General features: G+C 39.6%; 23 protein-coding genes. 15 read left to right on the plus strand and 8 right to left on the minus strand.

Annotated elements, in window-relative coordinates; translation table 11 throughout:
* Positions 1 to 9: 9 nt before the first annotated feature.
* The 3 genes from ALFOR1_RS02935 to ALFOR1_RS02945 form a co-directional block, all read right to left on the minus strand.
* Positions 10 to 1281 carry a dicarboxylate/amino acid:cation symporter gene (locus ALFOR1_RS02935; RefSeq protein WP_104642001.1) on the minus strand — a complete coding sequence of 424 codons (1272 nt, stop codon included), beginning with the start codon at positions 1279 to 1281 and terminating at the stop codon, positions 10 to 12.
* A 107-nt stretch (positions 1282 to 1388) separates the two neighbouring features.
* Positions 1389 to 1535: a hypothetical protein gene (locus ALFOR1_RS02940; protein WP_158657433.1), complete on the minus strand. Its 147-nt coding sequence runs from the start codon at positions 1533 to 1535 to the stop codon at positions 1389 to 1391.
* A gap of 493 nt (positions 1536 to 2028) precedes the next feature.
* The gene (locus tag ALFOR1_RS02945) at positions 2029 to 3111 is read right to left on the minus strand and encodes a mechanosensitive ion channel family protein (RefSeq protein ID WP_104642002.1); all 1083 of its coding nucleotides are present in this window, start codon (positions 3109 to 3111) and stop codon (positions 2029 to 2031) included.
* 139 nt (positions 3112 to 3250) lie between these two features.
* Between ALFOR1_RS02945 and ALFOR1_RS02950 the strand changes: the two genes are divergently transcribed.
* Positions 3251 to 4204 (plus strand): YihY/virulence factor BrkB family protein, encoded by a 954-nt coding sequence (locus ALFOR1_RS02950; RefSeq protein WP_058547005.1) that lies wholly within the window; start codon positions 3251 to 3253, stop codon positions 4202 to 4204.
* A 45-nt stretch (positions 4205 to 4249) separates the two neighbouring features.
* Here ALFOR1_RS02950 and ALFOR1_RS02955 read toward each other — a convergent pair whose 3' ends face one another.
* The gene (locus ALFOR1_RS02955) at positions 4250 to 5128 is read right to left on the minus strand and encodes a LysR family transcriptional regulator (RefSeq protein WP_104642003.1); all 879 of its coding nucleotides are present in this window, start codon (positions 5126 to 5128) and stop codon (positions 4250 to 4252) included.
* A gap of 73 nt (positions 5129 to 5201) precedes the next feature.
* Entirely contained in the window at positions 5202 to 8240 is a 3039-nt protein-coding gene (locus ALFOR1_RS02960; RefSeq protein WP_104642004.1) for a bifunctional diguanylate cyclase/phosphodiesterase, read from the minus strand.
* 340 nt (positions 8241 to 8580) lie between these two features.
* On the opposite strand from ALFOR1_RS02960, the gene ALFOR1_RS02965 reads away from it, so the two are divergent.
* Positions 8581 to 9423, plus strand: a complete 843-nt coding sequence (locus tag ALFOR1_RS02965; RefSeq protein WP_104642005.1) for a pirin family protein — start codon at positions 8581 to 8583, stop codon at positions 9421 to 9423.
* A 10-nt stretch (positions 9424 to 9433) separates the two neighbouring features.
* A complete protein-coding gene (locus ALFOR1_RS02970) occupies positions 9434 to 10414 on the plus strand; it encodes a glutathione S-transferase family protein (protein ID WP_104642006.1) in 981 nt (326 codons plus the stop codon).
* A gap of 5 nt (positions 10415 to 10419) precedes the next feature.
* Here the strand turns inward: ALFOR1_RS02970 and ALFOR1_RS02975 are convergent, their stop codons facing one another.
* The 3 genes from ALFOR1_RS02975 to ALFOR1_RS02985 are packed head-to-tail and all read right to left on the minus strand — an operon-like array spanning position 10420 to position 11467.
* Positions 10420 to 10662 (minus strand): hypothetical protein, encoded by a 243-nt coding sequence (locus ALFOR1_RS02975; RefSeq protein ID WP_104642007.1) that lies wholly within the window; start codon positions 10660 to 10662, stop codon positions 10420 to 10422.
* A 10-nt stretch (positions 10663 to 10672) separates the two neighbouring features.
* Complete coding sequence (locus ALFOR1_RS02980; protein WP_104642008.1) at positions 10673 to 11122, minus strand: hypothetical protein; 450 nt, start codon at positions 11120 to 11122, stop codon at positions 10673 to 10675.
* Positions 11123 to 11128: 6 nt separating this feature from the next.
* A complete protein-coding gene (locus tag ALFOR1_RS02985; protein ID WP_082660542.1) occupies positions 11129 to 11467 on the minus strand; it encodes a DUF883 C-terminal domain-containing protein in 339 nt (112 codons plus the stop codon).
* Positions 11468 to 11969: 502 nt separating this feature from the next.
* On the opposite strand from ALFOR1_RS02985, the gene mraZ reads away from it, so the two are divergent.
* From mraZ to ALFOR1_RS03045, 12 genes are read left to right on the plus strand one after another with little or no spacing between them, the layout of a single operon-like run.
* Positions 11970 to 12428, plus strand: a complete 459-nt coding sequence (gene mraZ, locus ALFOR1_RS02990; protein ID WP_058547012.1) for a division/cell wall cluster transcriptional repressor MraZ — start codon at positions 11970 to 11972, stop codon at positions 12426 to 12428.
* Positions 12429 to 12456: 28 nt separating this feature from the next.
* Positions 12457 to 13395, plus strand: a complete 939-nt coding sequence (rsmH, locus tag ALFOR1_RS02995) for a 16S rRNA (cytosine(1402)-N(4))-methyltransferase RsmH (RefSeq protein ID WP_104642009.1) — start codon at positions 12457 to 12459, stop codon at positions 13393 to 13395.
* On the plus strand, positions 13392 to 13718 hold the full coding sequence (ftsL, locus tag ALFOR1_RS03000; RefSeq protein ID WP_104642010.1) for a cell division protein FtsL: 327 nt from the start codon (positions 13392 to 13394) through the stop codon (positions 13716 to 13718). Before rsmH ends, ftsL begins: the two co-directional genes overlap by 4 nt.
* The gene (locus tag ALFOR1_RS03005) at positions 13715 to 15535 is read left to right on the plus strand and encodes a penicillin-binding transpeptidase domain-containing protein (protein ID WP_058547015.1); all 1821 of its coding nucleotides are present in this window, start codon (positions 13715 to 13717) and stop codon (positions 15533 to 15535) included. Before ftsL ends, ALFOR1_RS03005 begins: the two co-directional genes overlap by 4 nt.
* Positions 15528 to 17006, plus strand: coding sequence for a UDP-N-acetylmuramoyl-L-alanyl-D-glutamate--2,6-diaminopimelate ligase (gene murE / locus ALFOR1_RS03010; protein WP_104642011.1), 1479 nt, complete (start codon positions 15528 to 15530; stop codon positions 17004 to 17006). Before ALFOR1_RS03005 ends, murE begins: the two co-directional genes overlap by 8 nt.
* Positions 17003 to 18391, plus strand: coding sequence for a UDP-N-acetylmuramoyl-tripeptide--D-alanyl-D-alanine ligase (locus tag ALFOR1_RS03015; protein ID WP_104642012.1), 1389 nt, complete (start codon positions 17003 to 17005; stop codon positions 18389 to 18391). The genes murE and ALFOR1_RS03015 overlap by 4 nt, the downstream gene beginning before the upstream one ends.
* Positions 18385 to 19467, plus strand: a complete 1083-nt coding sequence (gene mraY, locus ALFOR1_RS03020; protein WP_058547018.1) for a phospho-N-acetylmuramoyl-pentapeptide-transferase — start codon at positions 18385 to 18387, stop codon at positions 19465 to 19467. The genes ALFOR1_RS03015 and mraY overlap by 7 nt, the downstream gene beginning before the upstream one ends.
* Positions 19468 to 20802, plus strand: coding sequence for a UDP-N-acetylmuramoyl-L-alanine--D-glutamate ligase (gene murD / locus ALFOR1_RS03025; RefSeq protein WP_104642013.1), 1335 nt, complete (start codon positions 19468 to 19470; stop codon positions 20800 to 20802).
* The gene (ftsW, locus tag ALFOR1_RS03030; RefSeq protein WP_058547020.1) at positions 20799 to 21974 is read left to right on the plus strand and encodes a cell division protein FtsW; all 1176 of its coding nucleotides are present in this window, start codon (positions 20799 to 20801) and stop codon (positions 21972 to 21974) included. Before murD ends, ftsW begins: the two co-directional genes overlap by 4 nt.
* Positions 21971 to 23047, plus strand: coding sequence for an undecaprenyldiphospho-muramoylpentapeptide beta-N-acetylglucosaminyltransferase (murG, locus tag ALFOR1_RS03035; RefSeq protein WP_058547021.1), 1077 nt, complete (start codon positions 21971 to 21973; stop codon positions 23045 to 23047). Before ftsW ends, murG begins: the two co-directional genes overlap by 4 nt.
* On the plus strand, positions 23048 to 24499 hold the full coding sequence (gene murC, locus ALFOR1_RS03040; protein WP_058547022.1) for a UDP-N-acetylmuramate--L-alanine ligase: 1452 nt from the start codon (positions 23048 to 23050) through the stop codon (positions 24497 to 24499). It abuts the gene before it with no gap.
* A complete protein-coding gene (locus ALFOR1_RS03045; RefSeq protein ID WP_104642014.1) occupies positions 24496 to 25416 on the plus strand; it encodes a D-alanine--D-alanine ligase in 921 nt (306 codons plus the stop codon). The genes murC and ALFOR1_RS03045 overlap by 4 nt, the downstream gene beginning before the upstream one ends.

A 25416-nucleotide genomic window follows, 5' to 3' on the forward strand; every position in this document is an offset into this window, starting at 1 on the left:
AAACAGGGTCTATTGTTTAGCTGTTTGTGGAGCAGTGCTTTCTTTGTTGTAAACAGCGATATCAAGCTCACCTTCGCTTTTACCAATTAATAAAGTCACCATTAAATCACCCGTTACATTAATTGTGGTGCGTGCCATATCTAAAATACGGTCAATACCTGCAACAATTGCAATACCTTCAAGGGGTAAACCAACAGTGGTTAATACCAATGACAACATAATTAAGCCTGCGCCAGGTACACCGGCTGTACCTACAGAAGCAAGTGTGGCTGTAGCAATAATTGTGAGGTAATCGGTAGTAGAAAGGTCAACACCAAAGGCTTGAGCAATAAATAATGCTAATACACCTTGATATAGCGCGGTGCCATCCATGTTGATTGTTGCGCCTACGGGTAAAACAAAGCTTGAAACAGTGCGAGATACACCTAGGTTTTGGGTAGCGCATTTTATACTTGCAGGTAAGGTTCCTGAGCTACTTGTGGTTGTAAAAGCAATAACTTGCGCTTCAATAATCCCTTTATAAAAACGCTGTGGGTTAAGTTTGCCTAGCAAGCCAACAAAGCCACCACCCAAGACTAAAATGTGAATTATGCAGCCTAGGTAAACTAAACCAATCACTTTAATAAGTGGTAATAGTACGTCTAATCCATACTTACCTGATACCCATGCCATTAATGCAAATACACCATATGGCGCAAGTCGCATTACCAGCTCTGTTAGTTTGTACATAGCGTCTGCTAGGCTTTCAAATACTTTAGCTGCTGGTTCTCCTTTTTCACCAATGAGGTTCAAAGCAATACCTAAGCTCAGTGCAAATACAATAATTTGTAAAATATTACCTGATGCTAACGATCCCACTGGATTTTTTGGCACTAGACCTACAATAGTATTCATTAAGCTAGTACTTGGTTTAGCATCGGCAACTGTTGTGGCAACCATATTTAAGCCTGCACCTGGCTCAAAAAAGATACCGAGGCCTAGGCCAATTGAAATAGCAACAGCGGTTGTTGCTAAATAAAATACGATTGATTTAATACCAATACGGCCCATTTTTGTGGTGTCTTTCATTGAGGTAACGCCCACAATTAGTGAGCAAAATATAAGCGGTACAATTAACATTTTAATCGCACTAATAAATAGCTGGCCAATGGGTTTTATATATTCAGCATTACAGCCTAAAAGCATGCCAGCAAAAATACCCGCTATCATACCTATAAGTATTTTTAGCCAGAGCGACATTTTTTTAGGCTCACTATTTTTCATACTTGTTGTATTAGTCATTTTTATTTCCAATTATTAATGGGAGTTATTTAATTTTTGGGTTGTTTAAGTTTTTAATACTGTTGATTTTCAATCGATAATTTCGCTCAATAGCTCTTCTTTATGGGCTATTTTGAGCACGGTTCGAGGGCAGCAAATTGCATTTCGGGTTTATTGATAGCTTGCTGTATTTGCATCCCATCTAAAGCATCAGTAGGGGCGTCGGTATTACCGAGTAAATTTTTTTCTTGGCGAGTTTTATTATGTAAGTGCATGGTTAAGCTCTAATGTTGTTAGATTATTGTTATTGCATTAATAATGCCAAGCAATATAGTGTTAATAAGTTATTGATGTTGTTGGTTTTATTAGGGGTTTAGATGTTTTTTATTAATATAACTTTATGCATAATTCTATGGGTCATGTTTGTACTAAGCACGTTTTTAAAGTGTGTGGGAGAGTTTTATTAAATATTATCAAGGGGTTATATATTGTTATAACTTTTACTATGGATATAACAAAAGTTATTAGATGTTTGGCTATATTATTTAAATTTAAGGTGTAAATTAGAATAAATGCATTAAAAATCTAACTCGTGGTGTTTTTGTGCTTTTATTTACTATTTATATACAAATGACGTTCGTTATAAGAGGGAGCGTTTGGGGTTGAACATTCGCCGCTACCAGTACCGTTAGGCAGTAATGGCAGCGCCGCGATTAAATAGCCTTTAGGGTCGAGGTTTTTAAACCTTAAAAGTATACATATTCTGGCTTAAATAATGTTTTTACCTTGCTCTGGATCTCTGGAGTGTTCTGCTTGCTCACGTATTTCATCTGTATCGCTACTTACATCGTCAAGTGTTTCATTTTGTTCTGAGGTTTCACTGTTATTTTTATGCGCGGGTAGCGGCTGGGTAAGGTTTTTATCAACGTCGTTACTTTGTGAAGCGCCATTTAATAAAATTCTTTCTCGTGCATCATCAGGCATGCTGATATTTTGTTTTGTGAACTCATTTACTAGCTCACGCATTAGCTGAGAGGCCACTTTCAATGGGCTATGTTGCTCACTATTAACCCAAAAAAACAGGTTGAAATTAATAGTAGAAGCCCCTAAGTTTTTAATAAGTACCTGAGCTGGTGGGTCGCTAAGTACAGCACCTTGCTGAGTGATAATTTTAAGTGCGAGAGTTTGGGCGCTGCGAATATCGTTATCGTAACCAATACCTATTTCGACTTTACCGCGCATTTTTGGGTTAGCCGTCAGGTTTTTAATAATATTTTTGTAAACTGTCGCATTAGGGATTTGTATATGGTTTCCATCGTAATCAACAAGCGTTGTAGCTCTTGCCGTTACTTTTTTAACAACCCCTAAACGTCCATCAACTTCAATTACGTCGTCTATTTTAAAAGGGCGTTGTACACTTAATAATAAACTCGCTATAAAATTTTCAGCTATATCTCTAAAAGCAAAACCCAATATTAAACCAATAAGTCCGGTGCCACTCATTATGGCAACCGCAAACTCAGTTAGCCCTGCAAGTCGTAAAAATAAATACACGCCTAATAATAAAATTAAAATACTTATGCCGCGCCTAACAACTAAGTGAACTAATTTGCTATCGGTCATGTAATCAATGGGTTTTATGAGTATTTTAGAAAGTGGTGAGGCAATAAAATAACTTATTGCGAGTAATATGAATCCTAATAAAAGAGTGGGCAATATTTGCGCTGTAGTATGTAGTAATTGCACGCTTTGATCGTAAAAATACTGCCAACTAAATATATTTGATTTAGTGACTAATGTATTTGCAGCTTCGTTATTTAGGCTTGTTAGCAGGTTTAACTGACTGAGCATGCGTACCTTCCTTGAATATTGATTACTATTAACAGAGCAAGTTTAGTACCAAATTAATTATCAAACCATGTATCTGCTGATGTTTAAGTATTGGCAAACATATTGCTGTGTATAGGTTATAAAAATTAAGGATTTTAGTATGAATAAATCAACACGTGGGCAGCAAGCAGAGCAACCAGTTCATATTCCAATGCGAGGATGGTGGGATATAACGAAGCGTATTTTTAAGCAAATGAGTGAAGATAACTTATCAATAGTGGCCGCTGGTGTGGCGTTTTATGCCTTACTTGCTATTTTTCCGGCTATTGCGGCAACAGTGTCGGTGTATGCTTATTTTTCATCGCCCACAGATATTAGTGATCATTTAAGTAAAATTGTTACCTTACTTCCACAAAGTACTAGTGATCTTATTTTATCGCAGGTATCAAGCCTTGCCCAAACATCTAATGCAAGCCTCAGCTTAAGTGCAATAGGTACTTTAATTCTCACTATTTGGAGTAGCTCAAAGGGCAGTCAGGCGCTTATTACAGCGTGTAATATTAGTTATAGAGAATACGAGAAGCGATCATTTTTTCAGGCGCAAATAGTGCGTTTTTTATTTTCTGTTGGCGCTATTGTAGTCGCCATTTTTGCGCTACTTATTATTGGTATTTTACCTATAGTACTTAATTTAGTGGGATTAAAAGAAAGTATAGATTTACTTATTAAGCTTATATCGTGGCCACTACTTGCGTTTACTTTTAACTTTGCGTTAGTTCTTTTGTACCGTTATGCGCCGCACCGTAAACCCGCTAAATGGCGATGGATCACGCTAGGATCGTCTATTGCTACTATATTATGGATATTAGCCTCTATTGGTTTTTCGTTTTACGTATCACGTTTTTCTAGTTATAACGAAACGTATGGATCGCTCGGTGGTGTGGTTATCATGCTAATGTGGTTGTATATCAGTGCGTACATAATCACTTTAGGTGCTGTAATTAATGCTGCAACAGAGCAACAAACTGGTAAAGACAGTACAATAGGTCCGCCTAAAAAGCGTGGTAAAAGAGGTGCCTACGTAGCAGATCACCTCGATGTAGAAAACGAGTAACGGCTTAATAAAACTAGTTAATTAACCAAAGCTTAGGTTAATAGTTTAGGTGGTAAGTGCAATGATCTGTTCTTTAAACTCTTGCGCTGCTGGCCCGAGTCTATCTGTATCGTTGCACATTAAATATAGGTTTAAAGCGCGGGTCGTACCTTGCTCTAAGTTAAGTGCTATTAAGGTCTGGTTTTCGATTAAAGCGCTTATTTTAGATTTTGGCAGCCACGCATAGCCTAAATTTTGGCTTACCATATCAATAGAGTTTTGTAAGTGACTCACAGTCCATCGCATATCTGCACCTAGCCAGCCTTCGTTATGGCTGGTTTGTGTTGCAGAGTCGCGCACTACTATTTGCCGGTGGAGTTTTAAATCGCGAAAATTGAGCTGCTCTATTTGCTGATGCAATGGATGATCTTTATGGGCAACAGCAATAAACTCCACATCACACAGCATACTACAGCTAATGCCATATATAGGAATCGACGAAATAGCTAAATCAACAATACCGTTGCTTAAAAGCTCATTAGCCCCCGTTAATACACTTTGTACTAGCTCTATTTTTAAAAGAGGATAAAGCTCGCTGATTTTAACCAATGCTTGGTATAAAGTGGAATTAGGGAATACTTCGTCAACCGCTATTTTTAATGTGCTTTCTACGCCTTCGCTTAACGTGCTGGCAACCGACTCTATTTTACCGGCTTCTTCTATTAAAAATTCTGCACGGCGTAAAATAAGTTTACCGCTGTCGGTTAAAAATGCTTTTCGGCCTTTCACTTCAAGTAGCTTTATTTGCAGTGCAGCCTCTAGCTTTTGTACTGCATGATGCACCGTCGATTGGCTTTTATGCACGGCTGCACTTGCTCCTGCAAATCCACCGTGTTCAACAACGGCTTTAAACATTCTCCATTGTTCTAGTGTTGCTTTTGCCATATTCAAATCCTGTTACTACTTTTATCGATTGAATAACTTGACCGCACACCGCACATATTTATTGCGTAATAGCTCATTTATTATTAGAAATAACAACTTTATTGCTGCTCAGCAGTGTCATAAACTCTTTTTTAGGCATAGGTTTAGCAAATAAATAACCTTGTCCATAGTCACAACCCGCTTTTAATAAAAGCTCCATTTGTAGAGGTGTTTCAATTCCTTCTGCAATTACTTTAAGGCCAAGCTGATGCGCCATTACGATAATTGCTTCGCATAAAGCCAGCTCTTGGCTATCTGCTTTAATGTTATCTACAAAACGTTTATCTATTTTTAGGTAATCCGTATCCATTTCTTGAAGGTATGCAAGCGATGAATAGCCTGTGCCGAAGTCATCAAGAGCGAGTTCCATACCCGATTGAACCAACCTTTTTAAACGACTCTGTGTAAGCGCTTCAGGGTTGACCATTAAGCCTTCTGTAATTTCTGCAACAATAGACGATGCGGGTAGTTGTGCAGCAGCTAACATATCGCACCAATCATCTATTCCACTATCGGCAGTAGATAGTTGTACTGGAGATACGTTAACGCTAATTTGAAATTGCTGACCGCTTGCTGCTTTTATCTCTGTTAGTGTTTGTATAGCCTGAGCAAATACAAATTGGCCTAATACATTTATTTGCCTTGTTTCTTCAGCTAATGGAATAAAAGAATCAGGAGATACCAAACCATTTACAGGATGATGCCAGCGTATTAATCCTTCGGCTTTGTGTATATGTAAATCATTTAGGGCAACGATAGGCTGATAAAATAACTCAAACTGATGAAGGTCTATTGCGCTTCGTAAATCTTTTAATAATTGCATACGGGCTTGTGCACGAATACGCATATCGGCAGAGAAAAATTCAAACCCATTACGGCCATTGCTTTTAGCTTTATACATAGCTTGGTCAGCGGCTTTTAAAAGCTGTTCGGTGCTTTGCCCGTCACTAGGGGCACACGCTATTCCCATGCTTGCACTTATAAATATTTCTTCGTTTTCAAGCATAAGGCCTGATGAAAGGCTTTGTAATATATTGCTCGCTATTTGGTTTATATGGCGAGTGCTTTTTATATGATTAAAAACAATTACAAATTCATCACCACCAATGCGAGCTACAAACTCGGCATTTTTGGCTGAGTGCACAATACGTTGAGAAACCAATTTAAGCAGGTTATCACCATAGTGATGGCCTAGCGTGTCGTTAATATCTTTAAAGCGATCTATATCTAGCAGCATAACAACGAGGTTATTATCTTCATTTTGAATAGCGTTAAAGCGCTGGTTTAAACGCTCTTTTAGCTCTAATCGATTAGGCAGGTCGGTTAGATGATCAAAATGAGTTCGTCGCCAAATAGTTTCATCTGCTTGTTTCTTATCTGTTAGATCAGTAAAAATAGCAACGCGACGAGTGGGTATTTTTTTATCGTCGTAAACGGTATCTATTTTTAGCCACTCAGTATAAATATCGCCGTTCTTTTTACGGTTTATTATTTCGCCTTGCCAACGACCTGTACTTCTAAGCTCTGCCCACATTAGTTGATAAAACTCTTTTGGGTGCTTACCCGATGATAAAATATGGCTAGTTTTGCCTATTACTTCTTCTTTACTGTATTGAGTGGTTTTACAAAATGCAGGGTTAACATCATAAATAATGCCGTTAGGGTCGGTGATAGCCATGCCTTCGCTACTATTGCTATACACAAGAGAGGCTAAATGAAGTGCTTTTTCGTTAATTCTTTTTTGACTAATATCCCTTAAAACGACTATAAACTCATTATTATTTTCAAGAGCATTTATACGAGCTTCAAAAAAGTGCTCGGTGGTACTCACCCTTAATTTAAACTCAATTGCTTGTGAGCTATCTGCATTATCTAAGTGTGATAACAACAATTGCGCATTTTCTTTTGGTAATACATTAACCAAATTTAACGCCGTTTCAGAATTTACCGTAAGCAGTGAGCTAATGTGCCCTCCAATATAAAGAACATCTCCAAATGCATTTATACGCATATAGGTATCGGGTAGAGCGTTTAATAAACTCATTAATTCGTTGTGTTTATTTTCTAATTTAGCTTCTGCTGAGAGGCGAGTTTGGGCCATTACTTCAAAACGATTATAAAGAGCGCGCAGTTCAGGGCTATTTGGCTTTTTGATGTATTTTGGCATTGTGCCATTTGCTAGTTCATCGGTTGCATTTGATAAATTGTCAATGGGGTTAAATATACTGGCTTTAATAAGGCGCCTAGCAAGTAGTACAAGCAATGCAATCGCTGCTAAAAAAACAAATATGGTTTTTAAAAAGCTAGCATTAACTTCGTTTATAAAATCTTCTACAGATACCGCTATATATATATCTAAATTATTATTATGCGCGTCTTTATAAATAACAGAGCGATGAAAAACTTGGTTTTCTCCATCAGTATTTTTAAACACAGTAAAAGAGCTCTTATCATGGAGTAAGTCTGTGTCTGTTATTTTTTTACCTAATTTGTTAGGGCGGCTTGGATAATTAGCAAGGATTAACCCATTAGGGTCGGCAATAACGGCTTTAGCGTTATCAGGTAACTCAGCTTCATTTAATGCAATATTCCACCAGTTCAATGCAATTACAGTAACTAAAGTCCCTTTCAATTTATTATTAGTATCAATTATCGGATATGCAAAGTTAACACTTTGAGCTTGAATACTTCTATCGTATTGAAAATACCCAACAGAAAAGTCTCTATTACTAATCGTATTTTGAAAGTAAGCCCTATCACTAATATTAATGTTATTACTGCGGCCATTTGTTACACATTGCAGCTCACCATCGGCGTTAACAATGCCTATATTTGCAATATTGCTGTAAAGGGCTTTTATTTCGAAAAAGTAATCGGGGCAGGTTGTTGGTAACTTTTCGGTAGTTGCGGCTTTGTTTGCTAAAAATACAGTTAGACGTTTAACATCGTCTACCATATTTTTTTGATGCAGGGTTAATTGCTTAGCTATGCTAACTATTCTTTCTTCACTTTTTTCAATGGCAGCATCACGCTCAAACCAAAGCGTAAACACAGTGACAGCTGCCCCGGGGATGCTTAGTAAGATTAGTAACCTGTAAAGCTGGCTTTTAAGCGATGAAGTAAAAATAGGTTTTCCTTAAACTCAATTTCCTAAAAAATGATTGTAGACACAAAAGCTAAAAATAACCATACAAAATATAGGGTTGTATTAAATAATCGTTAAAATATAAGTGCTTAATAACTAAGTAGGTATTTTTAAAGCGGGTAATTATTTGTACCGAATATATATATCAGCAAGTTACTTGGTTTTAATTCTAAAAAATAGAATGTTTTACACTATTTAAAGACATAGTTGTTTTGTTTATTGAATGCTTTAATAAACCCATCCTAATAGTGTTTATCGTGGACTTAAAATGAAAATATCTAAAGTATTGACCGCTTACGCAACTCAAGATGGAGACGGTGTAAATATTCGTCGAATACCAGGATTTGATGGCAAATATTTAGATCCTTTTTTAATGATTGATGAACTTAAATCTGATGATAAAAGCGATTACATGGGCGGGTTTCCAGCGCACCCGCATAGAGGTATTGAAACATTCACCTATATTTTAAAAGGTGGGTTTGTACACCAAGATCAAATGGGAAATAAAGAAGCCATAAGAGCCGGTGATGTTCAATGGATGAGTACAGGTAAAGGTGTAATGCACAGTGAAATGCCTTTAGCCGATGAGATTGATGGTTTGCATGGATTTCAAATATGGATCAACATGCCAAGCGATGAAAAAATGCGTGAACCCCGCTATCAAGACACCACTAAAAACCCTGTGCCAAGCTTTACAAATGATCAAGGTGTTACGCTAAAAGCGCTTGCAGGAAATTGGCAATTTGCAGATCAATTATTAAAGGCTGGTTTACAAAGCTTAGCGGCCAGTGCTGCGTTAGCTGATGTACATATACCCACTGAAAAAAGTATTCAGTTAGCGCCATTAGCACAACAAAAAGTGATGATCTATGTGCACAGTGGTTCAATAAGCACGAGTGATGGGCAAAGTTTTACTACAGGAAAGCTGATTACTTTAGAGCCCAATAGCGATATAAGCCTAAAATCAAAAGAGGGCGCTGGTGTATTAATACTTGCTGGGCAGCCATTAAATCAGCCAATAGCGCATATGGGGCCGTTTGTAATGAGCACGCAAGATGAAATTAAACAAGCTGTTAGTGATTTTCAAAATGGCGAATTTGGCAAAATTTAAGGAGAAACCTATGGGTTTATTAGTAGATGGCCAGTGGCAAGATAAGTGGTACGACACCGATTCAAGTAACGGAAAGTTTAAACGTGAAGATGCACAACTTCGTAACTGGGTAACGAGCGATGGTAATGCAGGCGCAACAGGTGAAGGCGGCTTTAAAGCACAGTCAAATCGTTACCATTTATATGTATCACTCGCATGTCCATGGGCTCACAGAGCGCTAATTTTTAGAGTACTAAAACAGCTTGAAGATATTATTTCTGTATCGGTTGTTAGTCCCGATATGTTAAATAATGGTTGGAGTTTTGATAAAAACAATCACAGCACAGGTGATGATTTATTTGACAGTGAATACTTACATCAAATTTATACAAAAAATAATTCCAGCTATACAGGGCGGGTAACAGTTCCGGTTCTTTGGGATAAACAGCAAAATAAAATAGTGAGTAACGAGTCGGCTGATATTATCCGTATGTTCAATAGCGCCTTTAATGAGATTACAGGTAATTTTGATGATTATTATCCAAAAGAGCTACGTAATTCAATAGATGAAATAAATGCACTCGTATATCCAAATATAAATAATGGCGTGTATAAAACGGGGTTTGCAACAACTCAAGCAGCCTATGAAGAATCATTTGATGCGCTATTTATTGCGCTGGATAAAGTTGAGGAGATTTTAAGTACTAATCGTTATTTAACGGGTCGTAAATTGACCGAAGCAGATTGGCGTTTATTTACCACTTTAATACGTTTTGACAGTGTTTATGTAGGGCACTTTAAATGTAACTTGCGCACAATTGAAAGTTATCCCTTAATACGAGAGTACCTGCGAGAGCTTTATCAATTTGAAGGCATCGATAAAACAACTGATTTTTATCATATTAAACGCCACTACTATTTTAGCCACGCTATGATAAACCCAACGCAAGTAGTGCCCAAAGGGCCACAAATTAACTATAAAAGGGCCCATAACAGGGAAGGGTTCAAATAATTACTTTATGCTAATAGCTTTGCAAGCCAACCATATTTCCTTACGAAACTTGTATCGCTCTTGCCTGCTTGTACGGTAACTCCCGCCATAAAGGCTGATGTTAGTCCTACCTTAGTGGCGGCAAACCGTTTAATACGATACTTGAAGGCTGCGAGATGCTGACGTTTTAGTTCATCGCGCATATCCATCTGCTTTGAAAGAGCATCAACATTATCATTGGGTGCTTTAATTAAGTAGTTAACTAGCATTGTAATTTCCTTATAAGTTAAACAGTTGCTTTAAGCTTTTAATTGTTTTGCTAAAGCCAATTTTATTACTTAAATATACTGTGTTTTTCCAAAGCCAGACTAGGCAAATAACCTGCGCCAAGGCAGCTGTTGCAATACTTAACCACACTGAGCCAAACAAGTCGTACATACCATAGCCAAGTGCCCCTAACAAACCAGCCCATAACAAAATCAAACCGCTGGCAAAACAGCCTAGAAATATAGTGATCAAAGCCATTGATCTAAGCGATAATCTCCACTCAGCTTTTGCAAGTTGGTGGGTGATCTTTCCTTGAGTGTGATAATCCTCCTTGAGTTGCTTAGAGTATTCAATGATTTTTGCTATATGATCCTGCCAATCGTCCTTTTGGCTTTGCTCGTCAGTGGTTTGGTTTTGAGCAGCCTCATCCTTGCGGGCTGCTGCTGTTTGTGAGCTGATCATTGTCAATTACTTACGACGTAGTAATGAAGTAAGTAACATACCTGCTGCAAATGCGATCCCAGCAGTTGCTAATGGGTTTTCTGAAGCAAATGCACGTGTTTTAGTAGTACATTCAGAAAGCTTTTCTCGAGCAATAAGTTGCTTTTCACTTAGTGCTTCCGCTGAGCTTGAAGCGCCTTTGCGTACGCTTGATTCAGCTACTGATGCTTTGCTAGAAAGTGCATCTACTGCATCATGTGCTACAGAGGTTGCTTTGTCTGTAAATGGTGCTTCGCTCTCAGTTTGCTTAATTTCAGGTTTAATATTTGTTTCAGTGTTTGCTTTAGTATTTGTTGCAGTAGCCATAATCAATCCTTAATAAATAAAATAAAAAAATTTAACTGGTAATTTTACTAATGCAACGATTAAACCAACCCTTCAATAAATCTTAACTATCTGATTATAATGATTTATTTTTATTTTTATCTATGGCTTAAATCAGCTTGATGATAAAATGAAGTAACAATTTCTCCCCCTTTAAGTAAATTTTACATACTCATAACTAAGGCTTAATTTTTTGTAATTATTCATTGGTTATTCAGTAATCAAAGCGTGTAAACAAAAAGTTATTAAATACCTAAAAAATAATTTTTACCTTTTAAGTCCGCTTTTTCCCACTTAATTCAACCGCTTTGCTTGAACCCTTATTTTTATTAGCTTTGAGAGTCGTTAAAGCTGGTCAGCTTACTTGACAAAATAGCTTGTCAAGCCCTAAACTGGAGCACTGTGGTAAAAAGTGGTTTTTAGTGGATCTAACTGGATCAAATTAATCGAAAGTCGATTAAAACAATTCAAAAGTAGGCTTTTCATGTTTCGTGGCGCGAGTTCACTGAGTTTGGACGATAAAGGACGTTTTGCGGTACCTACCAAGTACCGAGACACTCTGCTATCTGAAGATCAGGGAACGGTTATATGTACCGTCGCATTAAATGAGCCGTGCTTATGGTTGTATCCGCTTGCTGAGTGGCTTGAAATAGAAAGCCGTTTAGCCAAAATTTCTAATATGAATCCTCGCGCTCGTCGCATGCAACGTATGTTGCTCGGTAACGCCACAGAGTATCAACTTGATAAAAATGGTCGAATTTTGCTAGCGCCGTCACTACGGTCGCATGCATCACTTGGCAAAAAAATAATGCTAGTTGGTTTGATGAATAAATTTGAAATTTGGGATGAGGCGCGTTGGCACGAGCAAATGCAGCAAGACACTGAGCTTGAAAGGCTTGGTGATTTTGAACCTAACCAAGATTTAGATAATTTCACACTCTAACGGCACAAAAAAAGGCAAACAATAGCTAATGACAGCGCAATTTGAACACGTATCCGTACTTATGGACGAAACCATCGATGCCCTTGCAATTAAGCCAGACGGTATATACATGGATGGTACTTTTGGACGTGGCGGCCACTCTGGACAAATTTTAGCACGCCTTGGCGATGAAGGCCGCCTACAAGCAATAGATCAAGATCCACAAGCTATTAAATCAGCTGAAAAATTTGCAGACGACTCTCGCTTTGCAATTGCACACACCCGTTTTTCAAATCTATTCGACGTAGCAGAGCAAAACGATCTGTTAGGTAAAGTAGATGGCATTTTGCTTGATATTGGTGTGTCGTCGCCACAGCTTGATGATGCAGAACGCGGTTTTAGCTTTATGAAAGATGGTCCGCTGGATATGCGCATGGACCCAACAAGTGGTCGAAGTGCAGCGCAGTGGCTGGCTGAAGCTGAACTTGAAGACATTACTCACGTAATTAAAACCTACGGCGAAGAAAAGTTTGGTAAACGTATCGCCCACAAAGTACTTGAGGTTCGTGAACATACGCCAATTACTACAACTAAGCAGCTTGCTGATTTAGTTGATGAAGCCGTACCGGTAAAAGATAAATATAAGCACCCAGCTACACGGACCTTTCAAGCAATTAGAATTTATATAAACAGTGAACTTGAAGAGATTCAAACTGCATTACAGTCTGCCGTTAAAGTGCTTAAACCTGGCGGGCGTTTAGTGGTGATTTCGTTTCATTCTCTTGAGGACAGAATTGTTAAACAATTTATTAGAAAACAGAGTAAGGGAGAAGCGTTACCCAGAGGTCTGCCTTTAACCGATGCACAAATAAATAAAAACCTGACGTTAAAAGCAGTGGGTAAAGCTATTAAACCAAGTGCTGCAGAAATAGAGCGTAATCCTCGTTCACGTAGCTCAGTACTTAGGATTGCACAGAGGTTGGGATGAGTAAAAAAGCGAACTATCGCCAACCTAATTTATTTTTAGAAATATTAAAAGGCCTAGGAGCTAACAAGCTAACCTCGGCCTTGTTGGTTGTGATATTCGCATCAAGTTTAGCCGTTGTACAGGTAACTCACCTAGCACGTGGTCAGCTTATTGAGCAAGATACGCTATTGCAAGAACGTGATGAACTTGATTTAGAGTGGCGCTATTTACTTGTAGAAGAAGAGTTTTATTCGCAGCATGCGCGCATTGAAGAAGTGGCTACATCGCAATTAAAAATGAAACGACCTACCAGTCAAGATGAGCAGGTAATAATAGTACAATGAGAACAAGTAGAGGCAAAAAACCAGCAGCAAACTTAATCACATGGCGCTTTATGCTGGTGTGTGGTGTGGTGTTTATGGTGTTTGTTACACTGGTGTCTCGTGCTGCTTATTTGCAAGTAATTGAGCCAGATAAAGCGCGATCAGAAAGCGATAAACGTACTGTACGAGTAGAAAAACTGCATGTGCAACGTGGGATGATATTTGATCGGCACGGTAAAGAGCTTGCTGTAAGTGTACCTGTGGTGAGTGTGTATGCAGATCCAAAAGCGCTGCATAAATCACTTGTTGCTAAAGTAGTTAAACAAGCACGTAAAGACGGTGAAGATCACTTAGCACTCACTGAAAACGCAGCTGAACTAGATAAACGTACCAGCTTATATTATAAAAACGATTTACGCTGGCGCGAGCTTGCTGATGTACTGCGTATTGACCCTAAAAAGATCAATTCTCGGCTTTTAAACGATCCTAGCCGCCGCTTTGTGTATTTAAAGCGCCAAGTTACTCCTGCAGTTGCAAATTATATTGGCGACTTACGCTTGCCAGGCATTCATTTACTTGATGAATCTAAACGTTATTACCCTGCAGGTGAAGTGACAGCTCATATCATTGGCTTTACAAACATTGATGGTAAAGGCATTGAGGGCATAGAAAAGCTCTACGAAAATGCACTTACAGGCGAAGAAGGGCGACGTACTATTCGTAAAGATGCTCAAGGTCGTGAAGTTGAAGTACTTGATGAACGTGAACGCGTAGAGCCAGAAAGCATTCAACTAAGTATTGACCAACGTATTCAAGCCATAGCTTATAAAGCAGTAAAATCTGCAGTGCTCACCTATAAAGCAACATCGGGGTCGGCCATGGTGGTTGATGTTAAAACCGGTGAAGTTCTTGCCATGGTGAACAGCCCTTCATTTAATCCAAATAACTTAAATGATGCAGCCCCGCATAAGCGTCGTAACCGTGCTATTACCGATTTGTTTGAACCTGGCTCAACCGTTAAGCCACTAGCCATTTTGGCTGGGCTAGACTACGGCGCAATTAAGGCTGACGACACGATTGATACCTACCCAGGTTGGATGCGTTTAGGTGGTAGCTTAGTAAGAGATACCCGTAATCACGGTGAAATGACACTTCGCGAAATCCTAAAATATTCATCAAACATGGGCGTAGCCAAAGTAACGCAACAAGTGCCAAAAGATTACCTAGTAGGGTTATACCAAAAAGTAGGCTTTGGCAGCGACACAGGCACGGGCATGGTGGGCGAAAGCAGTGGATTATTTTACCCAAACCGCCGTTGGTCAGATTTTGAAATTGCAACGCTGTCGTTTGGCTATGCGATTTCGGTAAGTACCGCACAAATGGCGCGTTTTTATACCATGTTAGGGGCAGGTGGCGTAAATCGTCCTCTTACTATTTTAAAGCAAGATAATGTACCTGAAGGCGAGCGTATTTTTAAGCAAAAAGATGTGGAAGCCGTAGTACACATGATGGAAAGCGTGTTTGAAAAAGATGGCACCGCGCGAAACGTAAAAGTTGATGGATACCGTGCTGCTGGTAAAACAGGGACTTCTAAAAAGGCTGTTGCTGGTGGTTATGGTGATGAATACGTAGGTTATTTTGCAGGTGTTGCACCAGCAAGTAACCCACGCTTGGCTGTGGTAGTTATGATTAACGAGCCTGGTGGTGATGTGTACTATGGAGGTGCCACTGCTGGCCCTGCATTTGCAGAAATCATCTCTAACGCATTAAGAATATTAAACGTTGCACCAGATAAGGAAGAGGTTGCGTACGTGAAAGGTAAAGATAACGATGCGTGATTTAAAGGCTATTTTAAAATACATCGATATAGATGCACCTTCGCAGGTAGTTAAACATTTACGACTCGATAGCCGTGATGTTACACCCGGAGATGTGTTTGTTGCTATAAAAGGTCATCAATTAGATGGCGGGCAGTTTATTGATAAAGCAATTGAGAACGGCGCTACAGCTATTATTGCAGATAGATTATGTGAATTTGATGTAAGCTTTGAACCTCTTTATTTAGTAACAGAGCTAGATAAAAAATTGCCTGAGCTGGCAAGTCGTTTTTATGCCCAACCGAGTCATAATTTAGATTTGATTGGTGTAACGGGCACTAACGGCAAATCAACCACAACAGCAATGATTGCTCATTTAGCGCAATTTTGTAGTATAGATTCGGCCATTATTGGCACGCTAGGGTATGGTCACCCAGACACACTCACGCCACTTATTAATACCACGCCTTCGACTGTTGATTTACAACATATATTGAGTGATTTGCACCAACAGCATAAAAAACTAATTGCTATGGAAGTATCATCGCACGGTTTAGTGCAGCACCGTGTAGCACAGTGCCAATTTAAAGCGGCGGTATTTACTAATTTATCGCGTGATCACTTAGATTATCATGGTGATATGGTAAGTTATGGGGATGCAAAGCTAATGCTGTTTCGCGATTTTGAACCACAGCATGTAGTGCTCAATCAAGATGACGGACAAGCAGAGCAGTGGTTAGAAAAATACAGCTTTAATAACTTAGTTTGTTATGGGCGTAAAAATTTAGCCCCTGATAATGTGAAATTTGTGTATTTTTCTGACGTTGAATATTCTAACAATGGTATTTCGGCGCAATTAATCACAAGTTGGGGTGACGTTAAGATAAAATCGCCGCTGTTTGGCGAATTTAATTTGTATAATTTAACTGCTGCACTCGCTACATTACTTAGCTTAGGTTATCCGCTGGAGCAACTTATTGATGGTTGCGCACATTTACAACCTGTTGCAGGGCGTATGCAAGCATTTAGCGAAGCAGACAAGCCAACATGTGTTGTTGATTATGCACATACACCTGAGGCGTTAGCACTTGCATTACAAGCGCTGCAAAAACATGTGCCAGGCGGTGTAAGCTGTGTATTTGGCTGTGGTGGCGATAGAGATAAAGGCAAGCGTGCTCTAATGGCGCAAGCTGCTGAGCAAAATGCTAATAAGGTTATTATTACTAGCGATAACCCACGCTCAGAAAACCCAGACGCCATTATTGCAGATGTAGCAGCAGGTTTAACGCATCCTGAAAAGGCCCATTTAGAGGCCGACCGAGCAACCGCAATTAGTTATGCAATAAATAATGCCGCAGCCGGCGACGTTATTTTAATTGCTGGTAAAGGGCATGAAGATTATCAAATAATTGGCGATACGCGCATAGACTTTTGCGATCGCCGCTATGTACAAGAACAACTAAAAAAAGCAGTAAGAGGGATAACTCAATGATCCCAATGGATTTTGATTGGCTGGCTAATGTGCTAGCAACCGATTATCAAGGTGATAATCAAAAAGTGATTAATATAAACACTGATACCCGTAGCATTTGCGAGGGTGAAGTGTTTTTAGCACTTAAAGGTCCTAATTTTGATGGCCATAAATTTATAGAACAAGCAAAACAAAAAGGTGCTATTGGTGTCATTGTTCAACACAAAGTAGCTGTTGATATTGCACAATTTGTTGTTGGCGATACGCGTATTGCGTTAGGTGATATTGGTGCAGCGGTAATGGCGCAAGTTGCTCCTAAAACAATTGCTATTACCGGCAGCGTGGGTAAAACCACTGTAAAAGAAATGTGCGCTGCTATTTTATCTGTGCAGGGTGATGTACTTGCCACTAAAGGCAATTTTAATAACGACATTGGTGTACCACTTACTTTATTACGTTTAGAGCCACAGCATCGCTTTGCTGTAATAGAGCTTGGAGCAAATCATTTAGGTGAAATTGCTTACACAACAGCAATGGCAAAACCCGATGTAGCTGTTGTATGTAATGTGGCGGCTGCACATTTAGAAGGTTTTGGCAGCTTAATGGGTGTAGCTAAAGCAAAAGGTGAGATTTTTGATGGCCTAAAAGATGATGGCGTTGCCATTGTTAATTGCGATAGCGAATTTAGCCAATATTGGCTTGATAAGTTAACAGATAAAAACGTTAAGCGCTTATCAAGTACAGAAAAACTCGATATTTGGGCTGAAAATATTAGCCTAGACGAAAACGCCAGAGCAAGCTTTACCCTTTGTACCAACAACAAGCAAGTACCTGTAACTCTGGCGCTTCCGGGTAAACATAATATTAGTAACGCACTCATAGCCGCAGCACTTACCAGCGAATTTGACATATCTCTTGAAGAAATTGCTAATGCGCTTGCCACTATGGGCGATGTTAAAGGCCGCGTAAATCTAATTAATGTCAGTGACACATTAACGGTAATAGATGATACCTATAACGCAAACGTTAAGTCGGTAAAAGCCGCTATTGATTTGCTTGGTAATATTAAAGGTCACCGTATTTTAGCGCTTGGCGATATGGGAGAGCTTGGTGAAGATGCCCGTATGTATCACCAAGAAGTTGGCGAGTATGCATTAGAGCAAGGGATTGATGAGCTATTTACCCTCGGTGTGCTTAGCAAGTCAGCCAGTGATGTATTTGAAAAGCCTAATCGTCATTTTTCAAATCGTGATGAGATGCTCAAACAAATTCAATTAAGTCTTAGTAAAGTAGATAGTAAAATCACAATAGTAGTGAAAGGATCTCGCAGTTCTCGTATGGAATTATTAGTAACCGATTTAGTAAATGGCCAGCAACATGCCATCAATGGAGTATCATCATGTTAGTTTGGCTGGCAGAGTATTTAACTCAATATTTTAGTGGTTTTCATGTTTTTTCGTATTTAACGCTGCGTGCCATTTTAGGTATTTTGACTGCGTTAATGATGTCGTTATATTTCGGTCCAAAGCTGATTCGTGCATTACAGCGTATGCAAATAGGCCAAGTTGTTCGCCACGATGGCCCTGAATCGCACTTGTCTAAAAGAGGCACGCCTACTATGGGCGGTATATTAATTTTAGGCGCTATTTTTACAAGTACCTTGCTGTGGGCTGATTTATCAAACAAATATGTGTGGGCTACTTTATTTGTAATTGGCTCGCTAGGTGTGGTGGGCTTTATAGATGATTACCGTAAGGTTATTCGTAAAGATCCAAAAGGTCTAATTGCTAAATGGAAGTATTTTTGGCAATCGGTAATTGCTTTAGTGGTTGCCACAGCACTTTACGCAACCAGCACACAAGCGGCTGAAACCTCTCTCGTTGTGCCATTTTTTAAAGATGTATTACCGCAGTTAGGCTTGTTTTACATTGTAATTACCTACTTTGCATTAGTCGGTACCTCAAACGCCGTAAACTTAACCGATGGCCTAGATGGCTTAGCTATAGTACCTACTATTTTAGTCGCGGCAGCACTTGCCATAATTGCTTACTTAACGGGTAACATTAACTTTTCGGCTTACTTACATATTCCGCATTTACCACTTGCTAGTGAGCTTGTAGTGGTGTGTACCGCTATTGTAGGCGCAGGATTAGGCTTCTTATGGTTTAACACTTATCCGGCACAAGTATTTATGGGCGATGTAGGTTCGCTTGCACTCGGTGGTGCGCTGGGCATTATTGCTATTTTAGTTCGCCAGGAGTTGCTGCTTATTATTATGGGTGGCGTGTTTGTAATGGAAGCTTTGTCGGTAATATTACAAGTGGGCTCATACAAATTACGTGGACAACGAATTTTCAGAATGGCACCCATCCATCATCATTACGAATTAAAAGGTTGGCCTGAGCCACGCGTTATTGTGCGCTTTTGGATTATTTCTATTGTGCTTGTGCTTGCAGGCCTAGCGACATTAAAGATTCGATAAATGCAGTATTTAAACGAGATAAAAAACAAACAAATAACAGTGCTCGGACTCGGTGTTACCGGTCTGGGCATTGTGCGTTTTTTATTATCTCATGGCTTCTCGCCAAAGGTTGTTGATAGCCGCAAAAATCCTCCCGGGATTGATTGGCTAAAAGAACATGCGCCACAGCTAAGTACTCACTATGGTAACTTGGATGATGCTGCACTTTGTAAAAGTGACATGATTATTATAAGTCCTGGGCTTAGCTTAAAAATACCTGCTATCGCAAAGGCTATTGAGTCAGGCGTTGAAGTAATTGGTGACGTTGAGCTATTTGCTCGCATAAATACTAAACCGGTTGTAGCGGTAACGGGTTCAAATGGTAAATCAACCGTTGTAACCCTTGCCTATGAAGTACTAAAAGCGGCAGGTTATAAAGTCGCGCTTGGCGGTAATATTGGTACTGCGGTATTAGATTTACTAAGCGATGATTTTGACGTGTATGTGCTGGAGCTTTCAAGTTTTCAGCTTGATACCAGCTCGAGCTTAAAACCTATTAGCGCGACGGTATTAAATGTATCTGAAGATCATCTAGATCGTTACGACAGCTACCAAGCTTATATCGATTCTAAATTAAGCATTTATAACAATGCTGAGCTCATAGTAATAAACGAAGATGATATTCAAACTAAGCCTATTAGCCGCTCTTTAGCGCCGCAAATGAGTTTTGGCACCGACCAAGGTGATTATCACTTAGCTGAGCATAATAATGAGCTGCACTTTATAGCGAAGGGCGAGGCGTTTTTACCTGTTAGTACACTTGCGGTAGTAGGTAAACACAATTACTTAAATACCCTGTCCGTTATGGCGTTATTGAGCCCGTTTAATATTACTAAAGAGCAGTACACAACAGCACTTAGCCAATTTCATGGTTTAGCGCACCGCTGTCAATTTGTAAGCGATAAAAATGGCGTTAAGTACTTTAACGATTCTAAAGCCACTAATGTTGGCGCAACTATAGCGGCAATAGATAGCTTAGCCTCAGAGTACGAAAACCTGATTGTAATAGCTGGTGGCGATGCTAAAGGCGCTGATTTAAATGCGCTGAAACCATATATAAAAAATCATGTAAAAGCGCTCGTTTGCTTTGGTAAAGATGCAAACGCACTTGCGGCACTTACTAGTAAATCGCATTTAGTAAATAATATGCAAGAAGCCGTGGCACTTGCACAAGTACTTAGCAAACGTGGTGATATTGTTTTGCTTGCTCCTGCGTGTGCCAGCATTGATATGTATAACAATTATATGCAACGTGGCGATGACTTTGTGCAATGTGTAATGGAAGGGCAATTATGATTGCTTTTGCTGATTTAAAAGAAGCACTAACGCCTAAACCATCAGCACAGCTTTATGATGTGCCTTTGCTTTATTGCATGTTAATGCTTATTGGGGTGGGTTTTGTAATGGTGACCAGCGCCTCAATGCCTACTGCAGATAGGCTGTTTGGTGATATTTACCATTTTACAATTCGACACGGTATTTTTTTAGCGTTGTCGTTTTGTTTATTTTGGATAACCACGTTAGTGCCTATGAGTTGGTGGAAAAAAGCCAACCCTTATTTATTGCTAATAGGTTTAGTGCTGCTACTTGTAGTGCTAATTGTTGGCCGTGAGGTAAATGGTTCAACGCGTTGGATACCTGTAGGGCCTTTTAATATACAAGCATCTGAGCTAGCTAAGTTATTCTTTTTTAGTTATATAGCCGGTTATTTGGTACGTAAGCGAGAAGAAGTACAAGAAAATATTAAAGGTTTTGCAAAGCCAATAGCAGTGTTTGCTGTATACGCATTACTTATTTTATTACAGCCCGATTTAGGCACCGTGGTTGTTATGTTTGTTACAACGGTAGGCCTTTTATTTTTAGCTGGCGCAAAGCTTTGGCAGTTTTTTGCATTAATTTTAACAGGCGTTGCGCTGGTTGTTGGCTTAATTGTTTTAGAGCCATATCGAATGGCACGTGTTGTTGGTTTTTTAGAGCCTTGGGATGATCCATTTGGTAAAGGCTATCAGTTAGTGCAGTCATTGATGGCATACAGTCAAGGTGATTGGTTTGGCCAAGGACTTGGAAATAGCGTACAAAAGTTACAGTACTTACCGGAGGCTCATACCGACTTTATTTTTGCTGTTATCGCTGAAGAACTTGGTTTTGTAGGCGTACTAAGCATTTTAATGGTGTTAGGTACTTTGGTGTTTAGGGCTTTATTAATTGGCCAAACAGCACTTAAAAATGGTAAAGAATATGAGGGCTATTTAGCCTTAGCAATTGGCATTTGGTTTGCGTTTCAAACCATGGTTAATGTAGGTGCAAGTGCAGGAATATTACCCACAAAAGGGTTAACATTGCCGTTTATTTCGTATGGTGGCTCAAGCTTATTAATGATGACGATTGCCACTGGTATTTTATTGCGTGTTGATTTTGAAACTAAAATGGCAACCAAGCAAGCCACCTCACGTGGAGGTAAGCGATGAGTAAAAAATTAGTAGTAGTAGCAGGCGGAACTGGCGGGCATATATTTCCGGGTATTGCTGTAGCTGATTATTTAAAAAACCAAGGTTGGGAAGTCAGCTGGATAGGCACACCCGATAGAATGGAAGCCGAGGTTGTGCCAAAGCACAATATTGAGATTGATTTTATTAATGTAAAGGGCGTACGCGGTAATGGCTTAAAGCGTCTTATTAAAGCCCCATTCATGGTACTTAATGCAATATTGCAGGCGCGTAAGGTATTGAAATCTCAACAACCTGATGTAGTACTTGCAATGGGTGGCTATGTAACCGGGCCAACCGGTATTGCGGCTAAAAGTTTGGGTATTCCACTGGTTATTCATGAGCAAAATGCGGTTGCTGGAATGAGTAATCGATGGTTGGCTAAATTTGCTAATAAAGTACTCGCCGCTTTTCCGAGTGCTTTTGATAAAGGCCAAGCTGAGCTTGTAGGTAATCCTGTTCGCCAAAGTGTGGCTGATGTGCCTAAGCGTGAAGTTTCAAACCCTATAAATGTACTCGTTGTAGGTGGTTCGTTAGGTGCTCAAGTACTTAACCAGACCTTACCTGAAGCATTTAAAGTTATGGCAAACACATGTGATTTAAATGTGTGGCATCAAACGGGTAAAGGGCACTTAGAGAGCGTTAAAGCTGCTTATAAACTACATCAATTTACTGAGCAGCAAGTAAAGGTAGCACAATTTATTGATGATATGGATGCAGCCTATAGCTGGGCCGACATTGTTATTTGCCGAGCGGGTGCACTAACGGTAAGCGAAATTGCCGCAGCGGGTAAAATGGCAGTATTTGTACCATTTCCGCATGCCGTTGACGATCATCAAACTGCTAACGCACAGTATTTAGTAATGGCTAATGGCGCTTTATTGATGCCACAAGGGCAATTTAATAAACAGTCTATTGTTGCGCTGTTGAGTCCTTATTTAGCACAACCAAAATTAATTGATGAAATGGCTAATAATGCTAAAAAGCAAGCCATTTTAGATGCCACAGCAAGCGTAGCTGCGCACTGTGAGCAAGTAACAAATAAGAGAAAATAAGTGAAAGAAACGTCATTACAAGAAAAATATTCACGACCAGCGATGCGTCGAATAGACACCATACATTTTATAGGTATTGGTGGCGCTGGTATGGGCGGTATTGCAGAAGTACTTGCTTTTGAAGGTTATCGTATTACAGGGTCTGATATTGCGCACAGTGCAATGACAGAGCGCTTGATAAAAGCCGGTGCAGAAGTCTTTATTGGCCATCACGAAAATAACGTAAAAGATGCAAACGTAGTGGTTGTTTCAAGCGCAATAGATGAAACAAACCCGGAAATTATAGCTGCAAAAGCGGCGCGTATACCAGTAGTTCGCCGTGCAGAAATGCTTGCCGAGTTAATGCGTTTTCGCCATGGTATTGCTATTGCGGGTACTCACGGCAAAACAACTACAACGAGTTTAATTGCCAGTATTTATGCCCAAGCAGGGCTTGATCCTACCTTTATTATTGGTGGTTTATTAAATAGTGCAGGTAGTAATGCAAAGGTTGGTAAAAGCGACTTTTTAATTGCAGAAGCAGATGAAAGTGATGCGTCGTTTTTACATTTACAGCCTATGGTGTCGGTGATCACTAATATTGAAGAAGATCACATGGATACCTACGGCGGTAGTCTTGAGAAAATGAAAGACACCTATGTAGATTTTATCCATAACCTACCGTTTTATGGCTTAGCTGTCGTGTGCATTGACTCAGAAGTTGCCAGCGAGCTAATCCCACGTTTTGCTCGCCCTGTAATTACCTATGGCGAAGCACGCGATGCCGATTATCGCATGAGCGACTTTAGTCAATCTGCCAATACGTGTACGTTTACCGTAACAAGTAAAAATGGCGATAGCTTAACTGCTACGCTTAATATGCCTGGTAAGCACAATGCATTAAATGCAACTGCTGCAATTGCTGTAGCTAAAGATCAAAACATTGCTAATTATGCGATTTTAGAAGCACTGCAAAAGTTTGAAGGAATTGGCCGTCGTTTTCAGCATTACGGTGAGTTTGAGAACGAGCGCGGTAATGTAATGCTTGTTGATGATTATGGTCATCATCCGTCGGAAGTAGCGGCTACTATAGCGGCTGTTCGTGAAGGGTGGCCAGATAAGCGCTTGGTAATGGTTTATCAACCACATAGATTTAGCCGTACTCGTGACTTATACGAAGACTTTGTAAAAGTATTAGCCGATGTTGATCAATTACTTTTACTTGATGTGTATAGCGCCGGAGAAGACCCTATCGTAGGAGCAGATAGTAAAAGTCTGTGTCGTAGTTTACGTCAACGCGGCAAAGAGCCTCTGCACGTAGCTACCAATGCTGAACTTGCAGGTGTGCTAGCAGCAAACTTACAAAATAATGATTTAGTATTAACCCAAGGCGCTGGTAACATAGGTCAACTAGTTAAAACATTAGCTGCAACGGGTATGTCGATAGAAAAACTTAAACAGGGTGAAGTATGACTCAGGTAAATACACAATTTGGTAAAGTAGCGGTACTGCTAGGTGGAAACTCAGCAGAGCGTGAAGTGTCTTTACGATCGGGTCAGGCTGTTTTAAACGCGCTACAAAATAGTGGCGTAGATGCAATCGCATTCGACCCTCAAAATCGCTCGTTGTGGGAATTAAAAGAATTAAGTGTAGATCGTGTTTTTATCGCTCTTCATGGCCGTGGTGGTGAAGATGGCACTGTGCAAGGTGCACTTGAGTTTATGAATCTACCTTACACAGGTAGTAATGTGCTTGGATCTGCACTGGCTATGGATAAAGTTCGTTGTAAGCACCTATTTAAATCTGCTGGTTTAAGTACAGCACCTTATGCAGTAGTGGATGCTAAAAAAGGTTTTGATGCTAAAGCCATTATGGATGAGTTTAAAAAAGTAATGGTTAAGCCATCACATGAAGGCTCAAGCATTGGCATGGCACAAGCAAGTAGCGCACAAGAGCTAGAAGAAGCATTGGCCAATGCATTTAAGTTTGATAATCAGGTATTAGTCGAGCAGTGGATAACAGGACGAGAATTTACCGTTACAGTGCTTGGAGATGAAGTACAACCCGTTATTGAGATGACCACACCTAACGGTTTTTACGATTACCAAGCTAAGTATCAATCAAATACAACGCAGTACCATTGCCCAGCGGATTTATCTGCGCAAGACACTCAATATTTGCAAACAATATCGCTTGATGCATTTGATTTAGTCGGTGCAAGTGGCTGGGGCCGAGTAGATGCTATGCAAGATGAGCAAGGTAATTTTTACTTACTAGAAGTAAATACAGTACCCGGGATGACTGAAAAATCGCTCGTGCCAATGGCAGCAAAAGCAAATGGGGCAACTTTTGAGCAATTAGTTGTTCGCATTTTAGAGCAAACGCTTTAA

The sequence above is a fragment of the Pseudoalteromonas carrageenovora IAM 12662 genome (genome assembly GCF_900239935.1).
In the GTDB taxonomy this organism is placed as follows: Bacteria; Pseudomonadota; Gammaproteobacteria; order Enterobacterales; family Alteromonadaceae; genus Pseudoalteromonas; species Pseudoalteromonas carrageenovora.

What these genes read in the sequence shown, in the direction of transcription:
- murD (WP_104642013.1), top strand. Translation starts at nt 19,468, where the DNA reads ATGCAGTATTTAAACGAGATAAAAAACAAACAAATAACAGTGCTCGGA.
- rsmH (WP_104642009.1), top strand. Translation starts at nt 12,457, where the DNA reads ATGACAGCGCAATTTGAACACGTATCCGTACTTATGGACGAAACCATC.
- ALFOR1_RS02980 (WP_104642008.1), bottom strand. Translation starts at nt 11,122, where the DNA reads ATGATCAGCTCACAAACAGCAGCAGCCCGCAAGGATGAGGCTGCTCAA.
- murG (WP_058547021.1), top strand. Translation starts at nt 21,971, where the DNA reads ATGAGTAAAAAATTAGTAGTAGTAGCAGGCGGAACTGGCGGGCATATA.
- ALFOR1_RS02985 (WP_082660542.1), bottom strand. Translation starts at nt 11,467, where the DNA reads ATGGCTACTGCAACAAATACTAAAGCAAACACTGAAACAAATATTAAA.
- ALFOR1_RS02970 (WP_104642006.1), top strand. Translation starts at nt 9,434, where the DNA reads ATGGGTTTATTAGTAGATGGCCAGTGGCAAGATAAGTGGTACGACACC.
- ALFOR1_RS02935 (WP_104642001.1), bottom strand. Translation starts at nt 1,281, where the DNA reads ATGACTAATACAACAAGTATGAAAAATAGTGAGCCTAAAAAAATGTCG.
- ALFOR1_RS02940 (WP_158657433.1), bottom strand. Translation starts at nt 1,535, where the DNA reads ATGCACTTACATAATAAAACTCGCCAAGAAAAAAATTTACTCGGTAAT.
- ftsW (WP_058547020.1), top strand. Translation starts at nt 20,799, where the DNA reads ATGATTGCTTTTGCTGATTTAAAAGAAGCACTAACGCCTAAACCATCA.
- ALFOR1_RS03015 (WP_104642012.1), top strand. Translation starts at nt 17,003, where the DNA reads ATGATCCCAATGGATTTTGATTGGCTGGCTAATGTGCTAGCAACCGAT.
- ALFOR1_RS02975 (WP_104642007.1), bottom strand. Translation starts at nt 10,662, where the DNA reads ATGCTAGTTAACTACTTAATTAAAGCACCCAATGATAATGTTGATGCT.
- murE (WP_104642011.1), top strand. Translation starts at nt 15,528, where the DNA reads ATGCGTGATTTAAAGGCTATTTTAAAATACATCGATATAGATGCACCT.
- ALFOR1_RS02955 (WP_104642003.1), bottom strand. Translation starts at nt 5,128, where the DNA reads ATGGCAAAAGCAACACTAGAACAATGGAGAATGTTTAAAGCCGTTGTT.
- ALFOR1_RS03005 (WP_058547015.1), top strand. Translation starts at nt 13,715, where the DNA reads ATGAGAACAAGTAGAGGCAAAAAACCAGCAGCAAACTTAATCACATGG.
- ALFOR1_RS02965 (WP_104642005.1), top strand. Translation starts at nt 8,581, where the DNA reads ATGAAAATATCTAAAGTATTGACCGCTTACGCAACTCAAGATGGAGAC.
- ALFOR1_RS03045 (WP_104642014.1), top strand. Translation starts at nt 24,496, where the DNA reads ATGACTCAGGTAAATACACAATTTGGTAAAGTAGCGGTACTGCTAGGT.
- ftsL (WP_104642010.1), top strand. Translation starts at nt 13,392, where the DNA reads ATGAGTAAAAAAGCGAACTATCGCCAACCTAATTTATTTTTAGAAATA.
- mraY (WP_058547018.1), top strand. Translation starts at nt 18,385, where the DNA reads ATGTTAGTTTGGCTGGCAGAGTATTTAACTCAATATTTTAGTGGTTTT.
- ALFOR1_RS02945 (WP_104642002.1), bottom strand. Translation starts at nt 3,111, where the DNA reads ATGCTCAGTCAGTTAAACCTGCTAACAAGCCTAAATAACGAAGCTGCA.
- ALFOR1_RS02950 (WP_058547005.1), top strand. Translation starts at nt 3,251, where the DNA reads ATGAATAAATCAACACGTGGGCAGCAAGCAGAGCAACCAGTTCATATT.
- mraZ (WP_058547012.1), top strand. Translation starts at nt 11,970, where the DNA reads ATGTTTCGTGGCGCGAGTTCACTGAGTTTGGACGATAAAGGACGTTTT.